Here is a 19122-nt window from a genome sequence, read left to right as displayed (position 1 = left end):
GTCATTTAGCATTTGTCATTCGTCATTCGAGGCGCAGCCTCGGCCCGTGTCCGTCACCGAACTCCTCCAGCAACTCGTCCGCATTCCCTCGGTCAATCCGGACAACGCCCCCGGCACCGACCGGATCGGGGAGGCGGCGATGGCGGCGTGGCTGAAGGAATGGCTCGAAGGAATCGGCGCGACCGTCGAGCTGGAAGAGATCAAGCCCGGGCGCCCGAATCTGATCGCGACCTTCGCGCCGCGCGACGGTCGCCCGCGCATCCTGCTCGGGCCTCACCTCGACACCGTCGGCGTCGAGGGCATGACCATCGAGCCCTTTTCGGGGGAGATCCGCGACGGCCGCCTCTGGGGGCGTGGCTCCTGCGACACCAAGGGCCCCATGGCCGCGATGCTGTGGGGGCTGCGGGAGCATGCCGAAGCCCTGGCCGATTCGCCGGTCGCCATCGATTTCGTGGCCTTCATGGGCGAGGAATCCGGCCAGTGGGGCTCGCGGGAGTTCGCCCGCCGTCATGCCGCCGACTACGAGTTCGCCATCGTCGGCGAGCCGACCGGTCTCGACATCGTCCATGTGACCAAGGGCTCGCTGTGGGCGACGCTGCGAACCACGGGAAAGGCGACGCATTCGTCCCAACCGGAGAAGGGTGACAACGCGGTGATGAAGATGGCCCGCGCACTCGCCGCCTTGGAAGACCAGCTCGGGACCCGGCTCGCCGGCTTCACCCACCCCGTTCTCGGACACTCGACCCTGAACATCGGCGTGATCCGCGGCGGCAGCCGGCCGAATGTCGTGCCCGACCGCTGCGAGACGGAGATCGACATCCGCACCACACCGTCGCTGGACGACGCGGGCGGGGTTCTTGAGGTCCTCAAGGAAGCGCTGGAGGGCACACCGCTCGAACTCGTCGATCCCCACGACAATCCGCCGATGGAAACCGCGGCGGACCACCCGTGGATCGGGCGGATCCGGTCCGTGCGGGCGGACTCGACGCCGGTGGGAGCCCCCTGGTTCTCCGATGCCGCCCACCTCTCGACCGCCGGGATTCCCTCGGTCTGCATGGGCCCGGGCTCGATCAATCAGGCGCACACCGCCGACGAGTTCATCGAAATCGCCGCCCTTGAGGAAGGTGCCACCTTCTTCACCCGCTTCATACAATCTGCGATCCAGAATCTGAAATCTGAAATCAGATGACCACCGTCCTCGACATCCTCGACAAGGGCACCGCCTACCTCGAGAAGCGCGGGATCGATGATGCACGGCGCAACATGCAGATGCTCGTCGCCCACCAGCTCGGCTGCACCCGCATGGACCTCTACCTGCGCTTCGATGAGCCGATGGAGGAGTCCGACATGGCCCCCCTCCGGGAATCGCTGAAGCAGCGGGGCGACGGGGTCCCGGTGCAGCACCTGGTCGGGTCCGTCGGCTTCCGGCAGCACGAGTTCAAGACCGATGCCCGCGCGCTGATCCCCCGCCCCGAAACCGAGGAACTGGCCGAATGGCTGGCGAAGAACGTCAAACTGCCCGATGACGCCGCGATCCTCGACATGGGAACCGGTAGCGGCTGCCTCGGGCTGTCACTGGCGACCGATTTTCCGGGGGCGAGGGTCACCCTGGCGGATGTTTCCGCCGACGCCCTCGATCTGGCCCGGGAAAACGCGACCTCCATCGGCGCGGCAGAAGTCCGGTTCATCGAGTCCGACCTCTTCAGCGGCATCCCGGGGGACGCATCCTTCGACCTGATCGCCGCCAACCTCCCCTACGTGCCCGAGGGCGAGGAACTGGCGAAGGAGGTCCGCCACGACCCCCCGCTCGCCCTTTTCGGAGGAAAAGACGGATTGGACGTCATCCGCCGCTTCATTCCCGAGGCCAGCGAACGTCTCCGCCCCGGTGGTTGGCTCGCCCTCGAGATCGGCATCGATCAGGCGGCGCAGGTCGAGCGCCTGCTCGGCGACGCCGGACTCACGGACGTCTTGACCCTCAACGACCTCTCTGGCATCCCCCGCTTCCCGATTGCCCGCAAGGCATGAAGGGAGGGCGGACACTCCTGTCCGCCTTTCCAGAACCCGAATCGCGGACAGGAATATCCGCCCTCCTCTTCACCTTCATGGACAAGCTCCTCGTTCACGGCGGCACACCGATCCACGGCGCCATCACCATTTCCGGGTCGAAGAACGCCTCGCTGCCCATCCTCGCGGCGGCACTGCTCACCGACCAGGACGTGGTGATCCGCCGGGTGCCGGACGTCTCCGACACCAACTACATGGTGCAGATCCTCACCGGCCTCGGGGCGGACGTGGAGCGCTTCTCGGGCACCGTGCGCGTGACGGCCGCCGACATTTCCGACACCGCGCCCTACGACATCGTCCGCCGGATGCGCGCGTCGGTGTGCATGATGGGGCCCCTGCTCGCCCGCAAGCGCCGCTGCGTCGTCGCGCTGCCCGGCGGCTGCGTCATCGGCGACCGGCCGATCGACCTGCACATCCGCGGGCTCGAGGCGCTGGGAGCCACCACCGAGTTCGAGGGCGGCAACGTGATCCTTTCCGCCCCCGGCGGGCTCAAGGGCGCGACGGTCGACCTGTGCGGCGAGAACGGGCCGACCGTGCTCGGCACCGACAACGTGATGATGGCCGCCACCCTCGCCGAGGGCACCACCACCATCACCTCCGCCGCCTGCGAACCCGAGGTCGTGGACCTCGCCGACTTCTTGAATTCCATGGGTGCCAGGATCTCCGGTGCCGGCACCTCCACCATCACGATCGAGGGAGTCGGGGAACTTCACGGCACGGTTCACAACGTGATTCCCGACCGGATCGAAGCCGGCACCTTCATGGTCGCCGCCGCCCTGGCCGGCGAGGGTGTGACCCTGCGCCGCGTTCACGAAGGCCACCTGGTGGCGATCACCAGTGCCCTGCGAAAGGCCGGCCACCAGGTCCACTTCAACGACAACGGCGACGCCTGCACCATCCATCGCGGCGACACGCCCATGCCGGCCGAAATTTCCACCGACCCCTACCCGGGCTACCCGACGGACATGCAGGCACAGATGACCGCGCTGTTCGCCACCACGCCGGGCACCAGCAGGGTCACCGACACCATCTTCCCGCAGCGCTTCATGCACTGCGCGGAATTGAAGCGCATGGGCGCCGACATCCACGTCGCCGACGGCCAGGCACAGATCACCGGCGTCAAGAAACTCAGTGGCGCACCGGTGATGGCCAGCGACCTGCGGGCCTCCGCGGCCCTCGTGCTGGCCGCCCTCACCGCCGAGGGCACCACCGAGATCAACCGCCTCTACCACATCGACCGCGGCTACGAGCACATCGACGAGAAACTCGAGGCACTCGGGGCCAACGTGGAGAGGGTGCGGGTGTGAATTTTTGCGGGCGGGGGCTTGCCTCCGCACGCAAAAGAAAAAGCCCGCCACCGAATGGTGACGGACTTGTGGATGAAGGGGCTTGGCGGCTGGAAGCCGCCGCCACGCCTCCGCTTACTTGCCGGCCCGGCGCGCTTCCTCGCGCTTCTTGGCCTCGGCGATCACCTCGTCGGCGATGTTCTTGGGGCACGGGGCATAATGCTCGAACTCCATCGAGAACTGGCCACGACCGGAGGTCATGGTGCGCAGGTCGCCGATGTAGCCGAACATCTCGCTGAGCGGAGCCTGGGCCTTGATGCGGATGCCGGTCGGCGTCGGGTCCTGACCCTGGATCATGCCGCGGCGGCGGTTCAGGTCGCCGATCACGTCGCCGACCTTTTCCTCCGGGCAGAACACGTCGAGCTTCATGATCGGCTCGAGGATCTGGGGTGCGGCCTTCGGCATCGACTGGCGGTAGGCCGCCTTGGCAGCGATCTCGAACGCCACGGCTGAAGAGTCCACCGCGTGGAAGCCGCCGTCCTTCAGCGTGACCTTGAAGTCGAGGCAGGGATAACCGGCAAGCGGGCCGTTCTCGATCGACTGCTCGAAGCCCTTCTGCACCGCCGGAATGTATTCCTTGGGCACGTTGCCGCCGACGACCGACGACTCGAAGATGAAACCCTCGCCCGGCTCGCAGGGCTCGATGGTGTAGTCGATCTTCGCAAACTGACCGGAACCACCCGACTGCTTCTTGTGGGTGTAGCTGTCGCTGATCGGCTTGGTGATCGTTTCCCGATAGGCGACCTGCGGCGCTCCGACCTCGACCTCGACCTTGTGGGTCCGCTTGAGGATGTCGACCTTGATGTCGAGGTGAAGTTCGCCCATGCCCTTGAGGATGGTCTCGCCGGTCTCCTCGTCGGACTCGACGCGGAAGGACGGATCCTCGGCGACCATCTTGCCGATGGCGACGCTCATCTTCTCGGCATTGGCCTTGTCCTTGGCGGACACGGCCATCGAGATCACCGGTTCCGGGAAGACCATCGGCTCCAGCGTGGCGGGATTCTTTTCGTCGCAGAGCGTGTGACCGGTCTGGACGTTCTTAAGGCCGACGATGGCGATGATGTCGCCCGCTTGGGCGGAATCGAGTTCGGTGCGCTGGTCGGCGTGCATCTCCACCATCCGACCGATGCGCTCGGTCTTGCCGGTGAAGCTGTTGAGCACGGTGTCACCCTTCTTGATCTTGCCCGAGTAGATGCGGGTGAAAGTCAGGGCGCCGAAGCGGTCGTCCATGATCTTGAAGGCAAGGCCGCGGAAGGGACCGTCCGGATCGACCACGGCGAACTTGCCGGTCTCGTTGCCCTCGGCGTCGACTTCGGGCTGGGCCGGGACCTCGGTCGGGCTCGGCAGGTAGTCAACCACCGCGTCGAGGACCTGCTGCACCCCCTTGTTCTTGAAGGATGACCCGCAGAAGGTCGGGAAGAAGTCGAGAGCGATGGTGCCCTTGCGGATGCACTTCTTGATGGTGGCGACATCCGGCTCGTTGCCTTCGAGGTAGGCCTCCATCACCTCGTCGTCCTGCTCGACGGCGATCTCGATGAGTTCGTGGCGGTACTGGGCCGCCTTCTCCTTGAGATCCTCGGGGATCTCCTTGACCTCGTAGTTTTCGGGCTGACCCGAGTCGTCCCAGTAGTAGGCCTTCTCCTCGAGCAGGTCGACCACGCCGACGAAATCGCTCTCGGTGCCGATCGGCAGCACCATCACCAGCGGCTTGGCACCGAGGACGTTCTTCACCTGCTCGACCACGCGGTAGAAGTCCGCGCCGATGCGGTCGAGCTTGTTCACATAAATGACGCGCGCGACCTTCGAGTCGTTGGCGTAGCGCCAGTTCGTCTCGGACTGGGGCTCGACGCCGCCGGAACCGCAAAAGACGCCGACGCCTCCGTCGAGCACCTTGAGCGAGCGGTAGACCTCCACGGTGAAGTCGACGTGGCCGGGGGTGTCGATGATGTTGAAGCGGATGGGCTCCTTGGCCCATTGCTGGTCCTTTCCGGGCCAGAAGCAGGTGGTGGCGGCCGACTGGATCGTGATGCCGCGCTCCTGCTCCTGCTCCATGAAGTCGGTCGTGGCTTCCCCGTCGTGGACCTCACCCTGCTTGTGAATCTTACCGGTGAGCTTGAGGATCCGCTCGGTGGTGGTGGTTTTGCCGGCATCGACGTGGGCGAAGATGCCGATGTTGCGGTATTTGCTGAGGTCCGTCATCGGGTCGTTGTTGCTTGATTGTCAGGCGACCAAGTCGCAGGGCGGCGAATTGCTATCCACCTTGGCGGATTTGGCAACACCGGACTGGCGGAAAATCCGCCGCAAGGGTTGCGTCGAACCCGCCCTGAGGCTCAGGATTCCGCCGCCATGTTGCAGAACGGCATCCTGAACCCCCACATCCTCGAGCTCCTCGCCCGAATCCGCCACACCAACACCCTGGTCATCGCCGACTGGGCCTTCCCCTACTGGCCGGAGGTCGAAACCGTCGACATCTCGCTGACCCGCGGCATCCCCACGATTCTCGACGTTCTCGGCCTGATCCGGCCGAACTTCACGATCGGCAAGGTCTGGCAGGCGGAGGAATTTCTGTCCACCAATCCCACCGAGACGCTTCAAGCCTTCGACGGAGCCTTCGAGGGCATCCCGGAGGTCGAGCGGTTGCCCCACCTGGACTTCAAGGCCTTGGTTCCCTCCGCCATCGGCCTGATCCGGACCGGTGACCCGACCGCCTACGGCAACATCATCATCGAATCGGTCTGATGAAATCCGCCGTCACGCTCTGCCGCGTCGCCGAAGCCGCCGCCGGACCCTTCGTCTTCCACGACCCGCTGGACGCGGGCTTTGAAAAGGCCGCCACGCTCGGTTTCGACGCCGTCGAGCTCTTCCTTCCGGGACCCGATGCCGTGGAAATCAGCGAAATCCAGGCCCTGCAGGACCGGCACGGGCTGCCGATCGCCGCGGTCGGCACCGGCGCCGGCATGGTCAAGCATGGCCTGTCCCTCACCGATCCGGACCCGGGAAAACGCGCCGCCGCCCTCGAGTTCATTCTCGCGATGATCGACTTCGGCGGTCCGCTCAAGGCACCCGCGATCCTCGGGTCGATGCAGGGCAAGTGGGGCGGTGATGTGTCCCGCGACCAGGCTCTCGGCTGGCTCGCGGACGCCCTGCGCACGATTGGAGCCGCCTCCGGAAAACACGACGTGCCCTTCATCTACGAACCGCTCAACCGCTACGAAACCAACCTTCTCAACCGCGTCGGCGACGCCGCCGAATGGGTCCGGAGCGAGTCGCTCGACCACATCGTGCTGCTCGCCGACATGTTCCACATGAACATCGAGGAGACCGACCTCGCCGAGGCCATGCGCGCAGGTGGCGATCTCGTCGGCCACGTTCATTACGCCGACTCCAACCGCCATGCCATGGGCTTCGGCCACACCGATCCCGCCCCCTTAGTCGCTGCATTGAAGGAGATCGGCTACCGCGGTTACCTTTCCGCCGAAATTTTCCCGCTGCCCGACGCCGAGGCCGCCGCGGCCCAAACCATCCAATCCATCAAGTCACAGATCTCATGAAGACACGCCCTCTTGGAAACACCGGCATCGATCTCCCCGTCCTCGGCTTTGGCGCCTCGTCGCTGGGCCAGGAATTCCGCCAGGTCCGCCTCGACGAGGCCCTGCAGTCCGTTCACACCGCCCTCGACCTCGGCATCAACCTCATCGACACCTCGCCCTTCTACGGCCGCGGCATGTCGGAGGTGCTGCTCGGTGTGGCCCTGCGCGACGTGCCGCGCGACTCCTACCAGCTCTGCACCAAGCTCGGCCGCTACACCGACCGCCACTTCGACTTCTCGGCAAAGCGGGTCGAGGAATCGATCCACACCTCGCTGCACCGCCTCGGCACCGACCACCTCGACATCCTGCTGCTGCACGACGTCGAGTTTGTGCCCCTGCCCCAGATCTGGGAGGAAACCGTGCCCGCCGTGCTCAAGGCGAAGGAGCAGGGCAAGGTCAAGGCCGTCGGCTTCTCCTGCTACCCTCTCAAGACCTTCCACACCGTGCTCGACCACGTCGAGGACCTGATCGACTGCATCCTGTGCTACAACCGCTACACGCTGCAGAACACGACGCTGGTCGACGACCTGCTGCCGCGGCTCAAGGCCAAGGGTCTGGGCGTGATGAATGCCGGTCCGTTCTCGGCCCGGCTGCTGACCCGCACCGGCCCGCCCGACTGGGTGATGGAACCCGAGGAGGTCAAGCAGGCCGCCCGCGATGCCGCCAAGCTCTGCGACGAGCGCGGCGTGGACCTCGCCCAACTCGCGCTGCAGTTTTCCTGCGAGCACGAGGACCTCGCCACCTGCGTCGCCGGCTCGGCGAACCCCGTCAACGTCCGCAAGTGGGCCGAGTGGCTCGCCGAACCGATCGACCGCGAACTGCTCGACCAGGTCCTCGCGATCTTCGAGCCGGTCAAAAATCTCGGCCACGAGAGCGGGCTGCCTGAAAACAACTGAACGTGGCGGCGGATTGCATCCGCCATGCCGAGCATCCATCACAATTTCATGAACGCCATCGAATTCACCGCACCCGAGACGATCCATGTCATCGACCTGCCCGACGCTCCGGCGCCCGGCCCGGGCGAGGCGACCGTCCGCACCCACCGCATGGGCATCTGCGGAACCGACCTCTCGTGCTACCTCGGCAAGTTCCCCTTTTTCGACTACCCGCGCGTCCCCGGCCATGAACTCGGCATCGAGGTCGTGGCCGTCGGCGAAGGGGTCACGAACGTGAAGCCCGGCGACAAGTGCTCGGTGGAGCCCTATTTCAACGACCCGGAATCCCGCACCTCGAAGGCCGGCCACAGCAACTGCTGTCCCGGCGTGCAGGTCATCGGCGTGCACATGAACGGCGGCCTGCGCCAGGGCACTTACAAGGTGCCGGCGGTCAAGCTGCACCCCGGCAACGACCTCTCCTACGACCAGCTTGCCCTGGTCGAGACACTCGCGATCGGCTACCACGCGGTGGCGCGAGGAAACCCGCAGCCGGGTGAGACCGTCCTGGTCATTGGCGCCGGCCCGATCGGCCTCGCCGCACTGGAGTTCCTCAAGCTCATGGACGGCGTCAACGTGATCGTGATGGACATGGTCCAGGGCCGCCTCGACTTCTGCGCCGGAAACCTGGGCCTCCCGCAGGGCATCCGCTTCGATCCGACGAACTCGCCGCTGCCGGAGCTTGAGGCCCTGACCGGCGGACACCTGGCCGATGTCGTGATCGACGCCACCGGCAGCCCGAAGTCGATGTCGACCTGCTTCGAATACGCCGCCTTCACCGGGCGGGTCGTCTACGTCGGCATCACCACCACCGACCTCCAGTTTCCCCACGCCCCGGTGTTCCACCGGCGCGAGCTGACCCTGCTCGCCTCGCGCAACGCGGTGCCGCACGAATTCACCGCGATCATCGACCTGATCCGCCAGGGCAAGGTCGACACCGACAAGTGGATCACCCACCGCGTCGCATTCGACGAGGTCCCCGCGCGCTTCGCCGACTTCACCGACCCCGCCACCGGCGCGATCAAGGCGGTCATCGAGGTCCGGTAGCTCCGGAGCAATGGAGCGCGGATTTCAGTCCGCCCCGGCGGTCCGGCGAGCCCCGAATGGGCGACGGGTGGATTGAGAGAGTCCTGAGCCTCCCGATTTCACTCGGCCGGCTTCAGGTCGAAGGAGCGCGACACCGTCTCCGCCTTGCCAGGGAAGTTCTCGGGGATCTTCTGGGTTACCTCGCCCGTCGCAGCCCACTCGGTTCCCCTTTGAAAGGTGACGATGAAGCCCACGCACTCGAAGGCCGGGGTGTCGTGACCCAGCGTGGTGTGAAACACCCGCCCCTTGTGGTAGTCGATCACCATCAGCATCGGTTCGTTGCGGCCCTCCTTCTGCAAGGCCGGCGTGTCCGCCGCGGTCGCCAGGATGGTCATGTCCTCCGCCGGTCCGCGCAGCCGTGAATAGCACTCGTCCTTGCCGTGCATCCAGAAGTCCGGCACCCCCTTGGTGACCGGGTGATCAAGATCGCGCATCGTCACCACGAACTCGCTCTGCGGCCCGTGCGTCCCACAGCGCCCCGGCGAATCGTCGCGCACCACCTCGCCTTCGGCATTGTAATAGACATACGGTCCGGATTTCTCGTTCCGACCGCCCCATCCGCCGAGGCCGATCATCCGGTTGAACTCCGGCCAGTCGCCCCACGCGTTGTTGGCGGCGTGGACGACGACCAGGCCGCCGCCCCCGGCCATGTATTTCTCAAAGGACCGCTTGGTCGCCTCCGGCCAACCGGCGGCGTTGAACCCGAAATTGCTGACCACCACATCGTAGCGCGAAAAGTCCGGCGCGAAGTCCGGGTCCGGCTCGGGCTTCTTCGCCCGCTTCGACTCGCCCACCCCGGCCATCGGCAGCCACGCCTCCTCCCGCTCCCATTTCCAGATCGACGCGGTCCGCACGATGTCGACCTCGAAGAGACCGGTGTCCTGCAGATACTCGCGCATCATGATCGTCGACTTCGGCCACACGGCATGGTTGTTCTGGCCGTCCATGATCAGCGCCTGGAGCTTTTCGGCTGCCGAAAGCCCGGAGGCGGAAACCAGGACCAGACACAGCGAGAGGAAGGACGGGGTACATTTCATGATGCCTGTCACTACGCACGACCTCGCCGCATCCTTCCGCCCATGCTTCTCACTCGACCCGGCGGCCGATCCGTCGATGCTGGGCGCGCGTGGCCATTCTCACCATCGACAGGATCACCAAGCGCTTCGACGGGTTCACCGCCGTCGACGGCGTCTCGCTAGAGGTGGCCGGGGGCGAAACGGTCGGTCTGCTGGGCGTCAACGGTGCGGGCAAGACGACGTTGATGAACATGATCCTCGGCCTGATCACGCCGAGCGACGGCTCCATCGAGGCCTTTGGCATGGACCTCGCCCGGCACCGCATCGAGATCCTCAAGCGAACCAACTTCTGCACCACCTACGCGACCCTTCCCGGCAACCTCAAGGTCCACCACAATCTCGAGATCTTCGCCAGCCTCTACGAGGTGAAACAGCCGAAGCGGAAGGTAGCCGAACTCCTCGAACTCCTCGAGATCCCCCACCTCGCGAACAAGGTCACCGGCCAGCTTTCGGCCGGTGAAAGCACCCGGGTGAACCTCGCCAAGGCGCTGCTCAACGATCCCGATCTGCTGCTACTCGACGAACCGACCGCCTCGCTCGATCCCGACATCGCCGACAAGGTGCGCAAGCTGGTCCGCCGCATCCAGCGCGAACGGCATCCGGCGATTCTCTACACCTCGCACAACATGCGGGACATCGAGGAGGTCTGCGACCGGGTGCTGTTCCTCCACGAGGGCCGGATCCTTGCGGAAGGCACCGCTTCGGAGCTGACCCAACGCTTCGCGGGCCGCGATCTCGACGAGGTTTTCATCAAGATCGCCCGCTCGGAAACCACGACGCTCGGGACCCCATCTTGACTTCACTCCCGAGCTCTCCATCATTTGATCACACGACAGGGGTGCCCGCCGACCGCCGGGCCGAGATTTTCCGACGCGCGGAAAAGACCCTCCGAACCTGACGCGGGTTGTGCCGCCGTAGGAAGTCGCCCCGGTTTCTTCCTTTCGGCCGCGCCCTCCGCGCGGCCTTTCCCGTTTCCACGACACGCAACCGAAATTCATGAATCCGCAAGACACGCTCAACCCGGAGACCTCCCACCAGCGCTCCGACTACACCGGAAACTTCGTCGAAGACATCGACAACTCCGAGGAACTCGCCGCCATCGAGAAGGATCCGACGATCTTCCCGAACTCATCCCGGGTTTACGTGAACGGAACGCTGCACGAAGACGTCCGGGTGCCGATGCGGGAAATCCGGCTGGCCGACACCGAACTGCCGGATGGTTCGAAACGTTCGAACGATCCCGTCCGGGTTTACGACTGCTCCGGCCCCTGGGGCGATCCCTGCTTCGAAGGCGACGTGACCCAGGGCCTGCCCGCCCTCCGTGCCGACTGGATTCTCGCCCGCGGCGACGTCGAGGAATACGAGGGCCGCAACGTGAAGCCGGAAGACAACGGCTACCTTTCCGACAGCCACGCCGAGAAGTACAACGAGAACAAGGCGGCGAAGAACAAGCTGAAGGAGTATCCGGGATTGAAGCGCAAGCCGCTTCGGGCATCCGCCGGCCACCCGGTGACCCAGCTCTGGTATGCCCGCCAGGGCATCATCACACCCGAGATGGAGTTCGTCGCGATCCGCGAAAACCTCGGCCGCCGGGAGGAATACAAGACCATCTGCGACCAGTATCCGACCCCTGCCGACGCCTCGCCCGAGGTCCGGGCGCGCATGCAGCAACTCTGCTCGACGCCCGAGGGCTACAACATGCCGCGGCCCTCCGAAATCGAACCGCAACGCCAGGTCGCGCGCAATGCGATGAACCACCAGCACCCGGGCCAGAGCTGGGGCGCTCAGATCCCGGCCTTGATCACGCCGGAGTTCGTCCGCGACGAGGTCGCCCGCGGCCGCGCGATCATCCCCGCCAACATCAACCACCCGGAAAACGAGCCGATGATCATCGGCCGCAACTTCCTGGTGAAGATCAATGCCAACATCGGCAACTCGGCGGTCGCCTCGACCATCGACGAGGAGGTCGAAAAGATGCGCTGGGCCACCAAGTGGGGCGCCGACACGGTGATGGACCTTTCCACCGGGAAGAACATCCACGCGACCCGCGAATGGATCCTGCGCAACTCGCCGGTCCCGATCGGCACCGTGCCGATCTATCAGGCGCTGGAGAAGGTCAACGGCCGCATCGAGGACCTGACCTGGGAACTCTACCGCGACACCCTCATCGAGCAGGCCGAGCAGGGCGTGGACTATTTCACCATCCACGCCGGCGTGCTGCTGCGCTTCGTCCCGCACACCGCCAAGCGGATGACCGGCATCGTCTCGCGCGGCGGCTCGATCATGGCCAAGTGGTCGATCCACCATGGAAAAGAAAACTTCCTCTACACCCACTGGGACGAGATCTGCGACATCTGCGCCGCCTACGACGTGAGCTTTTCGATCGGCGACGGGCTGCGCCCGGGATCGATTGCCGATGCCAACGACTACGCCCAGCTCGCCGAACTGGAAGTCCAGGGTGAGCTCACTCGCCGCGCCTGGGAAAAGGGCTGCCAGGTGATGAACGAGGGTCCCGGCCACGTCCCGCTGCACCTGATCCAGGAGAACATGCAGAAGCAGATCGAGTGGTGCGACGAGGCCCCGTTCTACACGCTCGGGCCGCTGACCACCGACATCGCCCCCGGCTACGACCACATCACCTCGGCCATCGGCGCCGCCAACATCGGCTGGTATGGCTGCGCGATGCTCTGCTACGTCACTCCGAAGGAACACCTCGGCCTGCCGAACCGCGACGACGTCCGCGAGGGGGTGGTCACCTACAAGCTCGCCGCCCACGCCGCCGACCTCGCCAAGGGCCACCCGGCCGCGCAGGTCCGCGACAATGCGATCTCCAAGGCCCGCTTCGAGTTCCGCTGGCGCGACCAGTTCGCGCTCGGCCTCGATCCGGCGAAAGCCATCGCCTTCCACGACGAAACGCTTCCCGCCGAGGGCGCCAAGACCGCGCACTTCTGCTCGATGTGCGGACCCACCTTCTGCTCGATGAAGATCACCGCCGACGTCCGCGAGTACGCTCGGGAGAATGGCTATGTGGATTCCTGAAACATCATTTGATCAGTCGGATTCTTTCTTTTGATTGACCCCCGCTGATTTGGCTGGCACCTTGGTGTCATGAAAAACCGTCTGGCTCCGGTGGTGCGGAACCTCCTGCCCCAAGGTGATTCCGCGACCGTTCTGAACGACGAAGGGCTGCTGACTGCGCCCCTCGTCGAGAGGATCCGGGAGGGGCTGCCGTTCGCGGAGTTTCGCGCCCTCCTTGAGCTGCTGGCCATCCCCGAAGAGGAACTCGGCCGACTACTGGGCATCTCTCCCGCCACCCTCAACCGCCGCAAGAAGGCCCGCCAACTCGGCACGCCGGAGAGCGAACGCATCGTCCGCTTCGCCCGGCTCTTCGGGATCGCCATGGAGGTCCTCGGCAGCAAAGAAGCGGCCCGCGAGTGGCTCAAGACGGAAAACCGGGGCACCGCCAACGAGTCGCCGCTCTCCTATGCCGATACCGAGTTCGGTGCCCGCGAAGTGGAAAACCTCCTCGGCCGCCTCGATCATGGCGTCTTCTCGTGAGTTCCTGACCGCCTACCGGATCGTGGCGCCGCGGTGGGTGTCCACCGCCTTCTCCGGCGAGGGGGCCCGCCGCCATGGTGGCCGGTGGAACTCGCCCGGCCGACCCGTCGTCTACCTCGCCGGAAGTCGCGCCCTCGCCGCCCTCGAACTGCTCCTCCACCTTCCCTCGCCGCGCAGCCGGGCGAAGCCCTACCGCATCCTCGAAGCCCGGATTCCCACCCGCCACATCCGCGATGCGGATCGGGACGCGAACCCGGCGACGGTGGGTGACTCGTGGATCCGGCAGGAACGATTCCTGTGCCTGCGCGCCCCATCGGCCCTGATCCCCGAGGAGCCGAACTACCTGCTCAATCCCGCCCACCCCGAGATGGCCCGGGTCCGGGTCGGCGAAGCGGTCGATTTCCGCTTCGACGACAGACTCTAACATGTCTGTTGCCGGTGGAGCGCACGGGCGCGAAGCAGGGGTTTCACGACGTCGGCCAAGACCGTCGAATTTGATGCGGAGGTTTTCACAATCCACGCGCATGGACGGAGATTGTGCCCTCGATCTCAAAATCATAAATCGTTAGACGCGTGGAGAGGGAAGGGCCGCTCCACTCACCCAACGCCAACCCCGGCGAACCCATGCCGCTCATTCACCAGCCCCGGTCGAGGGAGATCGACCACGTCCTAGAGCACGCCAGCGGAGACAAGCGCTTCAAGATCCTCGAGGTCTTCATGAAGCGCCACATGTTCCGCGCCGACGCCCTGATCGAGGTCCTGCACAAGGCCCAGGAGCTCTTCGGTTACCTGGAAGACGACCTGCTCATCTTCGTCGCCCATCACCTGAAGCTGCCGCCGAGCCGTGTCTACGGCGTCGCCACCTTCTACCACTTCTTCACACTCAAACCGAAAGGCGAGCACACCTGTGTGGTCTGCCTGGGCACCGCCTGCTACGTGAAGGGAGCCAACAAGGTGCAGGCCGCCGTCGAGGAGGCCACCGGCATTACTGCGGGTGAAACCACGCCCGACGACAAGGTTTCCCTGCTCACCGCCCGCTGCATCGGCGCCTGTGGCGTGGCACCCGCGGTCACCTACGACGGGCAGGTCGCCGCCAAGCAAACACCCGAGGACGCCCTCGCCAAAATCAAGGAATGGACCGGCCATGACGCTGAATGAACTGAAGGAAATCAAGGAGGCCGAACTCGCCGCCCGCAAGAAGACCACCATTCGCTGCTGCATGGCGGCCGGGTGTACTTCCCAGGGCTCCGGAGATCTCCTCAAGAACCTCAAGGCCGCCGTCAAGGAGGCCGGTGCGGAAGATCAGATCGAAGTCCGCGGCGTCGGCTGCATGCGCCTCTGCTGTCAGGGACCGCTCGCCCAGGCCGACCCGGAGGGACCTCTCTACGAGAAGCTGGAACCGAGCGATGCCAAGGCCATCGTCACCGCGGCTCTGGATGGATCGATCGCCAAGCTCCAGACGGGTGATCCCACGCAGCCGTTCTTCGCCAAGCAGTTCTCGGTGGTGCTCGGAAACAGCGGCGAGATCGACCCGGAACGGATCGAGAGCTACATCGCGGCCGACGGCTACATGGCCCTCCGCCACGCCCTGCGCGAGATGCAACCCGCGGAAGTCGTTCAGGAGATGATGACCAGCGGCCTGCGCGGACGCGGCGGCGGCGGCTACCCGACCGGCCTCAAGTGGCAGACCGTTTCCAAGGCCCGCGGCGACAAGAAATACATCGTCTGCAATGCCGACGAAGGAGACCCCGGTGCCTTCATGGACCGCACCGTGCTCGAGAGTGATCCCCACGCGATCCTCGAGGGCATGACCCTGGCCGCCTACGCGGTCGGCGCCGAGCAGGGCTACATCTACGTCCGGGCCGAGTATCCGCTCGCCATCGAGCGGCTGCAGAAGGCGATCAAGCAGGCCAAGAAGGCGGGACTCCTGGGTGCCCAGATCATGGAGTGCCCGTTCAACTTCTCCATCGACCTCCGGATCGGTGCCGGTGCCTTCGTCTGCGGCGAGGAAACCGCCCTGATGGCCTCGATCGAGGGCAAGCGCGGGGTCCCGCGTCCACGCCCCCCCTTCCCCGCCGAGAGCGGCTTGTGGGGCTGCCCGACGCTGATCAACAATGTGGAGAGCTTCGCCAACGTCGCGCCCATCATCCGTAACGGCGCCAAGTGGTTCGCCGACATCGGCACCGAGAAGAGCAAGGGGACCAAGGTCTTCGCCCTCGCCGGAAAGATCACCAACACGGGGATCGTCGAAGTCCCCATGGGCACTCCGCTGCGCCAGATCGTCGAGGAGATGGGCGGCGGCGCCCCGGATGGCGGCACCGTCAAGGCGGTCCAGACCGGCGGCCCGTCCGGCGGCTGCATCCCCGCCGACCACCTCGACACTCCCGTCGACTACGAATCCCTCTCCGCGCTTGGCTCGATCATGGGATCCGGCGGGATGATCGTGATGGATGAGACGACCAACATGGTCGACGTCGCCCGGTTCTTCATGGAGTTCTGCCGCGACGAATCCTGCGGCAAGTGCATTCCATGCCGCACCGGCACCGTCCAGATGCACCATCTGCTGACCAAGATCATCGAGAAAAAGGCCACCGCCCGCGACCTCGAACTCCTCGAGGAGCTCTGCGACATGGTCAAACACACCAGCCTCTGCGGCCTCGGCATGACCGCCCCCAACCCGGTGCTCAGCACACTCCGCTTCTTCCGCAACGAATACGAGGAACTCCTTCAGGAGAATCCCTATGCCGCTCCTCCCGTGACCACCGCCTGATCCAATCCCATGTCAGTCCGCACCATCACCATCGACGACCAACACGTCAGCGTTGAGGAAGGCTCCTCGGTGCTCGACGCCGCCAAGGCGGCCGGCATCACCATCCCGACCCTCTGCCACATGGACGGGGTCTACGACACCGGCGCCTGCCGCATGTGCCTCGTGGAAGTCGAGGGCATCCCGAAGCTGCTACCCGCCTGCTCGACCATCGTAGCCGAGGGATGGGTGATCCACACCCAAAGCGAGCGGCTCAAGAAATACCGCAGGATCACGCTTGAGCTCCTGTTTGCGGAACGCAACCACGTCTGTGCCGCCTGCGTCGCCAACGGTCACTGCGAACTGCAGACCATGGCCTACTCGCAGGGCATGGATCACGTCCGCTACGACTACTGCTACCCGAAGTGGGAAATGGACCTGACCCATCCGCTCTTCGGAATGGATCACAACCGCTGCATCCTCTGCGCCCGCTGCGTCCGGACCTGCTGGCACATCGAGGGTGCCGGCACCAAGAACGTCGCCGGCCGTGGAGGCCGCGCCCACATCATCACCGACATGAACGAGGACTGGGGCGACTCCGCCACCTGCACCTGGTGCGGCAAGTGCGTCCAGTCATGCCCCACCGGGGCCCTCTTCCAGATCGGGGCCACCGCGGGCGAAATGACCCGCGACCCCGGCCGCCTCAACGACATCATCACCGCCAGAAGGAAAAAGCAATGGAACGTTTGAAACTCGCCACCATCTGGTTCGGCGGCTGCTCGGGCTGTCACATGTCGTTTCTCGACGTCGATGAGTTCCTCGTCGATTTGATCGACAAGATCGACATCGTCTACAGCCCCATCGTCGACACCAAGGAATACCCCGAGGAGGTCGATCTGTGCCTCATCGAGGGTGCCGTGTGTCACGAAGAGCACGTCGAGATGGCCCACCACATCCGCAAGCGGACCAAGCTGGTCTGCTCCTTCGGCGACTGCGCCGTGACCTCGAACGTCTGCGGCATGCGCAACGCCCTCGGCAAACCGGAGGTTCCGCTCGAGTACGCCTACGTCACGCTCGCCGACACCAACAAGGGCATTCCGAATGATCCCGTGATCGTTCCCAACCTGCTCGAGCAGGCGATCCCCCTTCACCAGGTGATCCCCGTCGACCACTACCTTCCGGGCTGCCCGCCGCCGGCCGAGCGGATCAAGGCCCTCGTTCTCAATCTTCTCGGCGTCGGGGAACCGCTCTCCGGCGAACAACTCAAATTCGGCTGACGCCTCATCCTGCAAGTCATGAGCCAACGCATCATCATCGACCCGGTCACGCGCATCGAGGGTCACGCCAAAATCAGCATCTTCCTCGATGACAAGGGCGAGGTTTCCGACGCCCAGTTCCACGTCGTCGAGTTCCGCGGCTTCGAGAAGTTCTGCGAAGGCCGGATGTTGTGGGAAATGCCCGCCATCACCGCCCGGACCTGCGGCATCTGCCCGGTCAGCCACCTGCTCGCCTCGTCCAAGGCCAGCGACGAGATCCTCGCGGTCAAGGTCCCGCCCGCCGCCGACAAGTTGCGGCGCCTGATGAATCTCGGGCAGTTGACCCAGAGCCACGCCCTGAGCTTCTTCCACCTTTCCGCCCCCGATTTCCTGATCGGCTGGGACGCTCCGATCGCCAAGCGGAACATTATCGGCATCGTCCGGGAACACCCCGACCTCGCCCGCGCCGGCATCCGGCTCCGCCAGTTCGGCCAGGAAATCATCGAGTTCCTCGGCGGCAAGAAGGTCCACCCGTCATGGGCGGTTCCCGGCGGCGTGCGCAGCGGACTCTCGAAGGAACACCGGGACGTCATCGTTTCGAAGCTTCCCGAAGCCTACGACACCACCCGCGCGGCTCTCGACCTCTTCAAGAAGGTCATCCACGAGCACCGCGACGATGTCGAGAAGATGGGCAAGTTCGATTCCCTCTTCATGGGACTCGTGGCGCCCGACGGAGAATGGGAGCACCACGGCGGACAGCTGCGTTTTTCCGACAGCAAGGGCAACATCGTCGCCGACAAGATCAGTGCGCAGGATTACTCCGACCACATCGGCGAGGCCGTCCAGTCGTCGTCCTATCTCAAGTCCCCCTACTACAAGCCGCTCGGCTTTCCCGATGGCATGTACCGCGTGGGACCGCTCGCCCGCCTCAACGTCGCCGACTTCATGGGCACCCCGCAGGCCGACGCCGAGCTCGAGGAATACCGGGCCGAGTGGGGCGGTCGCGCCGTCACTTCCAGCTACCTCTACCACTACGCCCGCCTGATCGAGATCGTCGCCTGCCTCGAGCGCATCGAAAAGCTGATGGAGGATCCCGACATCTTCTCCGACCGCCTTCGCTCGGAGGCCGGAATCAACCAACTCCGCGGCGTCGGGGTCAGCGAAGCCCCGCGTGGCACGCTGTTCCACGACTACACCGTGGACCGCGACGGTGTGATCCAGTCGGTCAACATGATCATCGCCACGGGCCAGAACAATCTCGCGATGAACCGCTCATGCCTCGAGATCGCCAAGGCCTACATCGACGGTCCCGAGATCCCCGAACACGTGCTCAACCGGGTCGAGCATGGCATCCGAAATTTCGACCCCTGCCTGAGTTGCTCGACCCACGCGGTGGGCCAGATGCCGATGCTGATCAAGCTGATCGGCCCCGGCGGCGAGTTGCTCGACGAAAAGCGTCGCGACTGAG

Annotated in this window: 18 protein-coding genes and 1 riboswitch; of the genes, 16 read left to right on the top strand and 2 right to left on the bottom strand. The window is 65.1% G+C overall.

Going from position 1 to position 19122, the window contains the following annotated elements:
- Positions 1-46: 46 nt before the first annotated feature.
- The 3 genes from ACG2LG_RS15275 to murA all read left to right on the top strand — a co-directional run bounded on the left by ACG2LG_RS15275 (position 47) and on the right by murA (position 3371).
- Positions 47-1189: a M20 family metallopeptidase gene (locus ACG2LG_RS15275; RefSeq protein ID WP_396260386.1), complete on the top strand. Its 1143-nt coding sequence runs from the start codon at positions 47-49 to the stop codon at positions 1187-1189.
- On the top strand, positions 1186-2025 hold the full coding sequence (gene prmC, locus ACG2LG_RS15270; protein ID WP_396260385.1) for a peptide chain release factor N(5)-glutamine methyltransferase: 840 nt from the start codon (positions 1186-1188) through the stop codon (positions 2023-2025). The genes ACG2LG_RS15275 and prmC overlap by 4 nt, the downstream gene beginning before the upstream one ends.
- Positions 2026-2102: 77 nt before the next feature.
- Positions 2103-3371 (top strand): UDP-N-acetylglucosamine 1-carboxyvinyltransferase, encoded by a 1269-nt coding sequence (gene murA, locus ACG2LG_RS15265; RefSeq protein ID WP_396260383.1) that lies wholly within the window; start codon positions 2103-2105, stop codon positions 3369-3371.
- Between the two features lie 114 nt (positions 3372-3485).
- Here murA and fusA read toward each other — a convergent pair whose 3' ends face one another.
- A complete protein-coding gene (gene fusA / locus ACG2LG_RS15260) occupies positions 3486-5609 on the bottom strand; it encodes an elongation factor G (RefSeq protein WP_396260382.1) in 2124 nt (707 codons plus the stop codon).
- 147 nt (positions 5610-5756) lie between these two features.
- Here fusA and ACG2LG_RS15255 point away from each other — a divergent pair, with 147 nt between their 5' ends.
- Genes ACG2LG_RS15255 through ACG2LG_RS15240 form a run of 4 tightly spaced genes read left to right on the top strand, consistent with a single transcriptional unit; the run spans position 5757 to position 8979 of the window.
- Positions 5757-6149 carry an RbsD/FucU domain-containing protein gene (locus ACG2LG_RS15255; protein ID WP_396260380.1) on the top strand — a complete coding sequence of 131 codons (393 nt, stop codon included), beginning with the start codon at positions 5757-5759 and terminating at the stop codon, positions 6147-6149.
- Entirely contained in the window at positions 6149-6961 is an 813-nt protein-coding gene (locus ACG2LG_RS15250; protein WP_396260378.1) for a TIM barrel protein, read from the top strand. Before ACG2LG_RS15255 ends, ACG2LG_RS15250 begins: the two co-directional genes overlap by 1 nt.
- The gene (locus ACG2LG_RS15245) at positions 6958-7896 is read left to right on the top strand and encodes an aldo/keto reductase (protein WP_396260376.1); all 939 of its coding nucleotides are present in this window, start codon (positions 6958-6960) and stop codon (positions 7894-7896) included. The genes ACG2LG_RS15250 and ACG2LG_RS15245 overlap by 4 nt, the downstream gene beginning before the upstream one ends.
- A gap of 48 nt (positions 7897-7944) precedes the next feature.
- Positions 7945-8979, top strand: coding sequence for a zinc-binding alcohol dehydrogenase family protein (locus ACG2LG_RS15240; RefSeq protein WP_396260374.1), 1035 nt, complete (start codon positions 7945-7947; stop codon positions 8977-8979).
- Positions 8980-9077: 98 nt separating this feature from the next.
- Here the strand turns inward: ACG2LG_RS15240 and ACG2LG_RS15235 are convergent, their stop codons facing one another.
- A complete protein-coding gene (locus tag ACG2LG_RS15235; protein ID WP_396260372.1) occupies positions 9078-10055 on the bottom strand; it encodes a ThuA domain-containing protein in 978 nt (325 codons plus the stop codon).
- Between the two features lie 89 nt (positions 10056-10144).
- On the opposite strand from ACG2LG_RS15235, the gene ACG2LG_RS15230 reads away from it, so the two are divergent.
- The 9 genes from ACG2LG_RS15230 to ACG2LG_RS15190 all read left to right on the top strand — a co-directional run bounded on the left by ACG2LG_RS15230 (position 10145) and on the right by ACG2LG_RS15190 (position 19121).
- The gene (locus tag ACG2LG_RS15230) at positions 10145-10891 is read left to right on the top strand and encodes an ABC transporter ATP-binding protein (protein WP_396260370.1); all 747 of its coding nucleotides are present in this window, start codon (positions 10145-10147) and stop codon (positions 10889-10891) included.
- A 27-nt stretch (positions 10892-10918) separates the two neighbouring features.
- Positions 10919-11032: riboswitch (TPP riboswitch) on the top strand.
- Between the two features lie 58 nt (positions 11033-11090).
- The gene (gene thiC, locus ACG2LG_RS15225; RefSeq protein ID WP_396260369.1) at positions 11091-13133 is read left to right on the top strand and encodes a phosphomethylpyrimidine synthase ThiC; all 2043 of its coding nucleotides are present in this window, start codon (positions 11091-11093) and stop codon (positions 13131-13133) included.
- A gap of 69 nt (positions 13134-13202) precedes the next feature.
- A complete protein-coding gene (locus tag ACG2LG_RS15220; RefSeq protein ID WP_396260367.1) occupies positions 13203-13652 on the top strand; it encodes an antitoxin Xre-like helix-turn-helix domain-containing protein in 450 nt (149 codons plus the stop codon).
- Positions 13636-14076, top strand: coding sequence for an RES family NAD+ phosphorylase (locus tag ACG2LG_RS15215; protein WP_396260366.1), 441 nt, complete (start codon positions 13636-13638; stop codon positions 14074-14076). The genes ACG2LG_RS15220 and ACG2LG_RS15215 overlap by 17 nt, the downstream gene beginning before the upstream one ends.
- Positions 14077-14276: 200 nt before the next feature.
- Positions 14277-14810 carry a bidirectional hydrogenase complex protein HoxE gene (gene hoxE / locus ACG2LG_RS15210; protein ID WP_396260365.1) on the top strand — a complete coding sequence of 178 codons (534 nt, stop codon included), beginning with the start codon at positions 14277-14279 and terminating at the stop codon, positions 14808-14810.
- The gene (gene nuoF / locus ACG2LG_RS15205; RefSeq protein ID WP_396260363.1) at positions 14797-16422 is read left to right on the top strand and encodes an NADH-quinone oxidoreductase subunit NuoF; all 1626 of its coding nucleotides are present in this window, start codon (positions 14797-14799) and stop codon (positions 16420-16422) included. Before hoxE ends, nuoF begins: the two co-directional genes overlap by 14 nt.
- 9 nt (positions 16423-16431) lie before the next feature.
- A complete protein-coding gene (gene hoxU / locus ACG2LG_RS15200) occupies positions 16432-17148 on the top strand; it encodes a bidirectional hydrogenase complex protein HoxU (RefSeq protein WP_396260361.1) in 717 nt (238 codons plus the stop codon).
- Entirely contained in the window at positions 17136-17675 is a 540-nt protein-coding gene (locus ACG2LG_RS15195) for an oxidoreductase (RefSeq protein ID WP_396260359.1), read from the top strand. The genes hoxU and ACG2LG_RS15195 overlap by 13 nt, the downstream gene beginning before the upstream one ends.
- 18 nt (positions 17676-17693) lie before the next feature.
- Positions 17694-19121, top strand: coding sequence for a Ni/Fe hydrogenase subunit alpha (locus ACG2LG_RS15190; protein ID WP_396260357.1), 1428 nt, complete (start codon positions 17694-17696; stop codon positions 19119-19121).
- Position 19122 lies beyond the last annotated feature (1 nt).

Origin of the sequence: Haloferula sp. A504 (assembly GCF_044385805.1) — a bacterium.
GTDB lineage: Bacteria > Verrucomicrobiota > Verrucomicrobiia > Verrucomicrobiales > Akkermansiaceae > Haloferula.
Note: the sequence above shows the minus strand (reverse complement) of the source record. Positions and strands in the feature narration are given on the sequence as shown.

Coding starts and splice junctions, on each gene's coding strand:
- prmC (WP_396260385.1), top strand. CDS start 1,186: ATGACCACCGTCCTCGACATCCTCGACAAGGGCACCGCCTACCTCGAG.
- murA (WP_396260383.1), top strand. CDS start 2,103: ATGGACAAGCTCCTCGTTCACGGCGGCACACCGATCCACGGCGCCATC.
- fusA (WP_396260382.1), bottom strand. CDS start 5,609: ATGACGGACCTCAGCAAATACCGCAACATCGGCATCTTCGCCCACGTC.
- ACG2LG_RS15255 (WP_396260380.1), top strand. CDS start 5,757: ATGTTGCAGAACGGCATCCTGAACCCCCACATCCTCGAGCTCCTCGCC.
- ACG2LG_RS15250 (WP_396260378.1), top strand. CDS start 6,149: ATGAAATCCGCCGTCACGCTCTGCCGCGTCGCCGAAGCCGCCGCCGGA.
- ACG2LG_RS15245 (WP_396260376.1), top strand. CDS start 6,958: ATGAAGACACGCCCTCTTGGAAACACCGGCATCGATCTCCCCGTCCTC.
- ACG2LG_RS15240 (WP_396260374.1), top strand. CDS start 7,945: ATGAACGCCATCGAATTCACCGCACCCGAGACGATCCATGTCATCGAC.
- ACG2LG_RS15235 (WP_396260372.1), bottom strand. CDS start 10,055: ATGAAATGTACCCCGTCCTTCCTCTCGCTGTGTCTGGTCCTGGTTTCC.
- thiC (WP_396260369.1), top strand. CDS start 11,091: ATGAATCCGCAAGACACGCTCAACCCGGAGACCTCCCACCAGCGCTCC.
- ACG2LG_RS15220 (WP_396260367.1), top strand. CDS start 13,203: ATGAAAAACCGTCTGGCTCCGGTGGTGCGGAACCTCCTGCCCCAAGGT.
- ACG2LG_RS15215 (WP_396260366.1), top strand. CDS start 13,636: ATGGCGTCTTCTCGTGAGTTCCTGACCGCCTACCGGATCGTGGCGCCG.
- hoxE (WP_396260365.1), top strand. CDS start 14,277: ATGCCGCTCATTCACCAGCCCCGGTCGAGGGAGATCGACCACGTCCTA.
- nuoF (WP_396260363.1), top strand. CDS start 14,797: ATGACGCTGAATGAACTGAAGGAAATCAAGGAGGCCGAACTCGCCGCC.
- hoxU (WP_396260361.1), top strand. CDS start 16,432: ATGTCAGTCCGCACCATCACCATCGACGACCAACACGTCAGCGTTGAG.
- ACG2LG_RS15195 (WP_396260359.1), top strand. CDS start 17,136: ATGGAACGTTTGAAACTCGCCACCATCTGGTTCGGCGGCTGCTCGGGC.
- ACG2LG_RS15190 (WP_396260357.1), top strand. CDS start 17,694: ATGAGCCAACGCATCATCATCGACCCGGTCACGCGCATCGAGGGTCAC.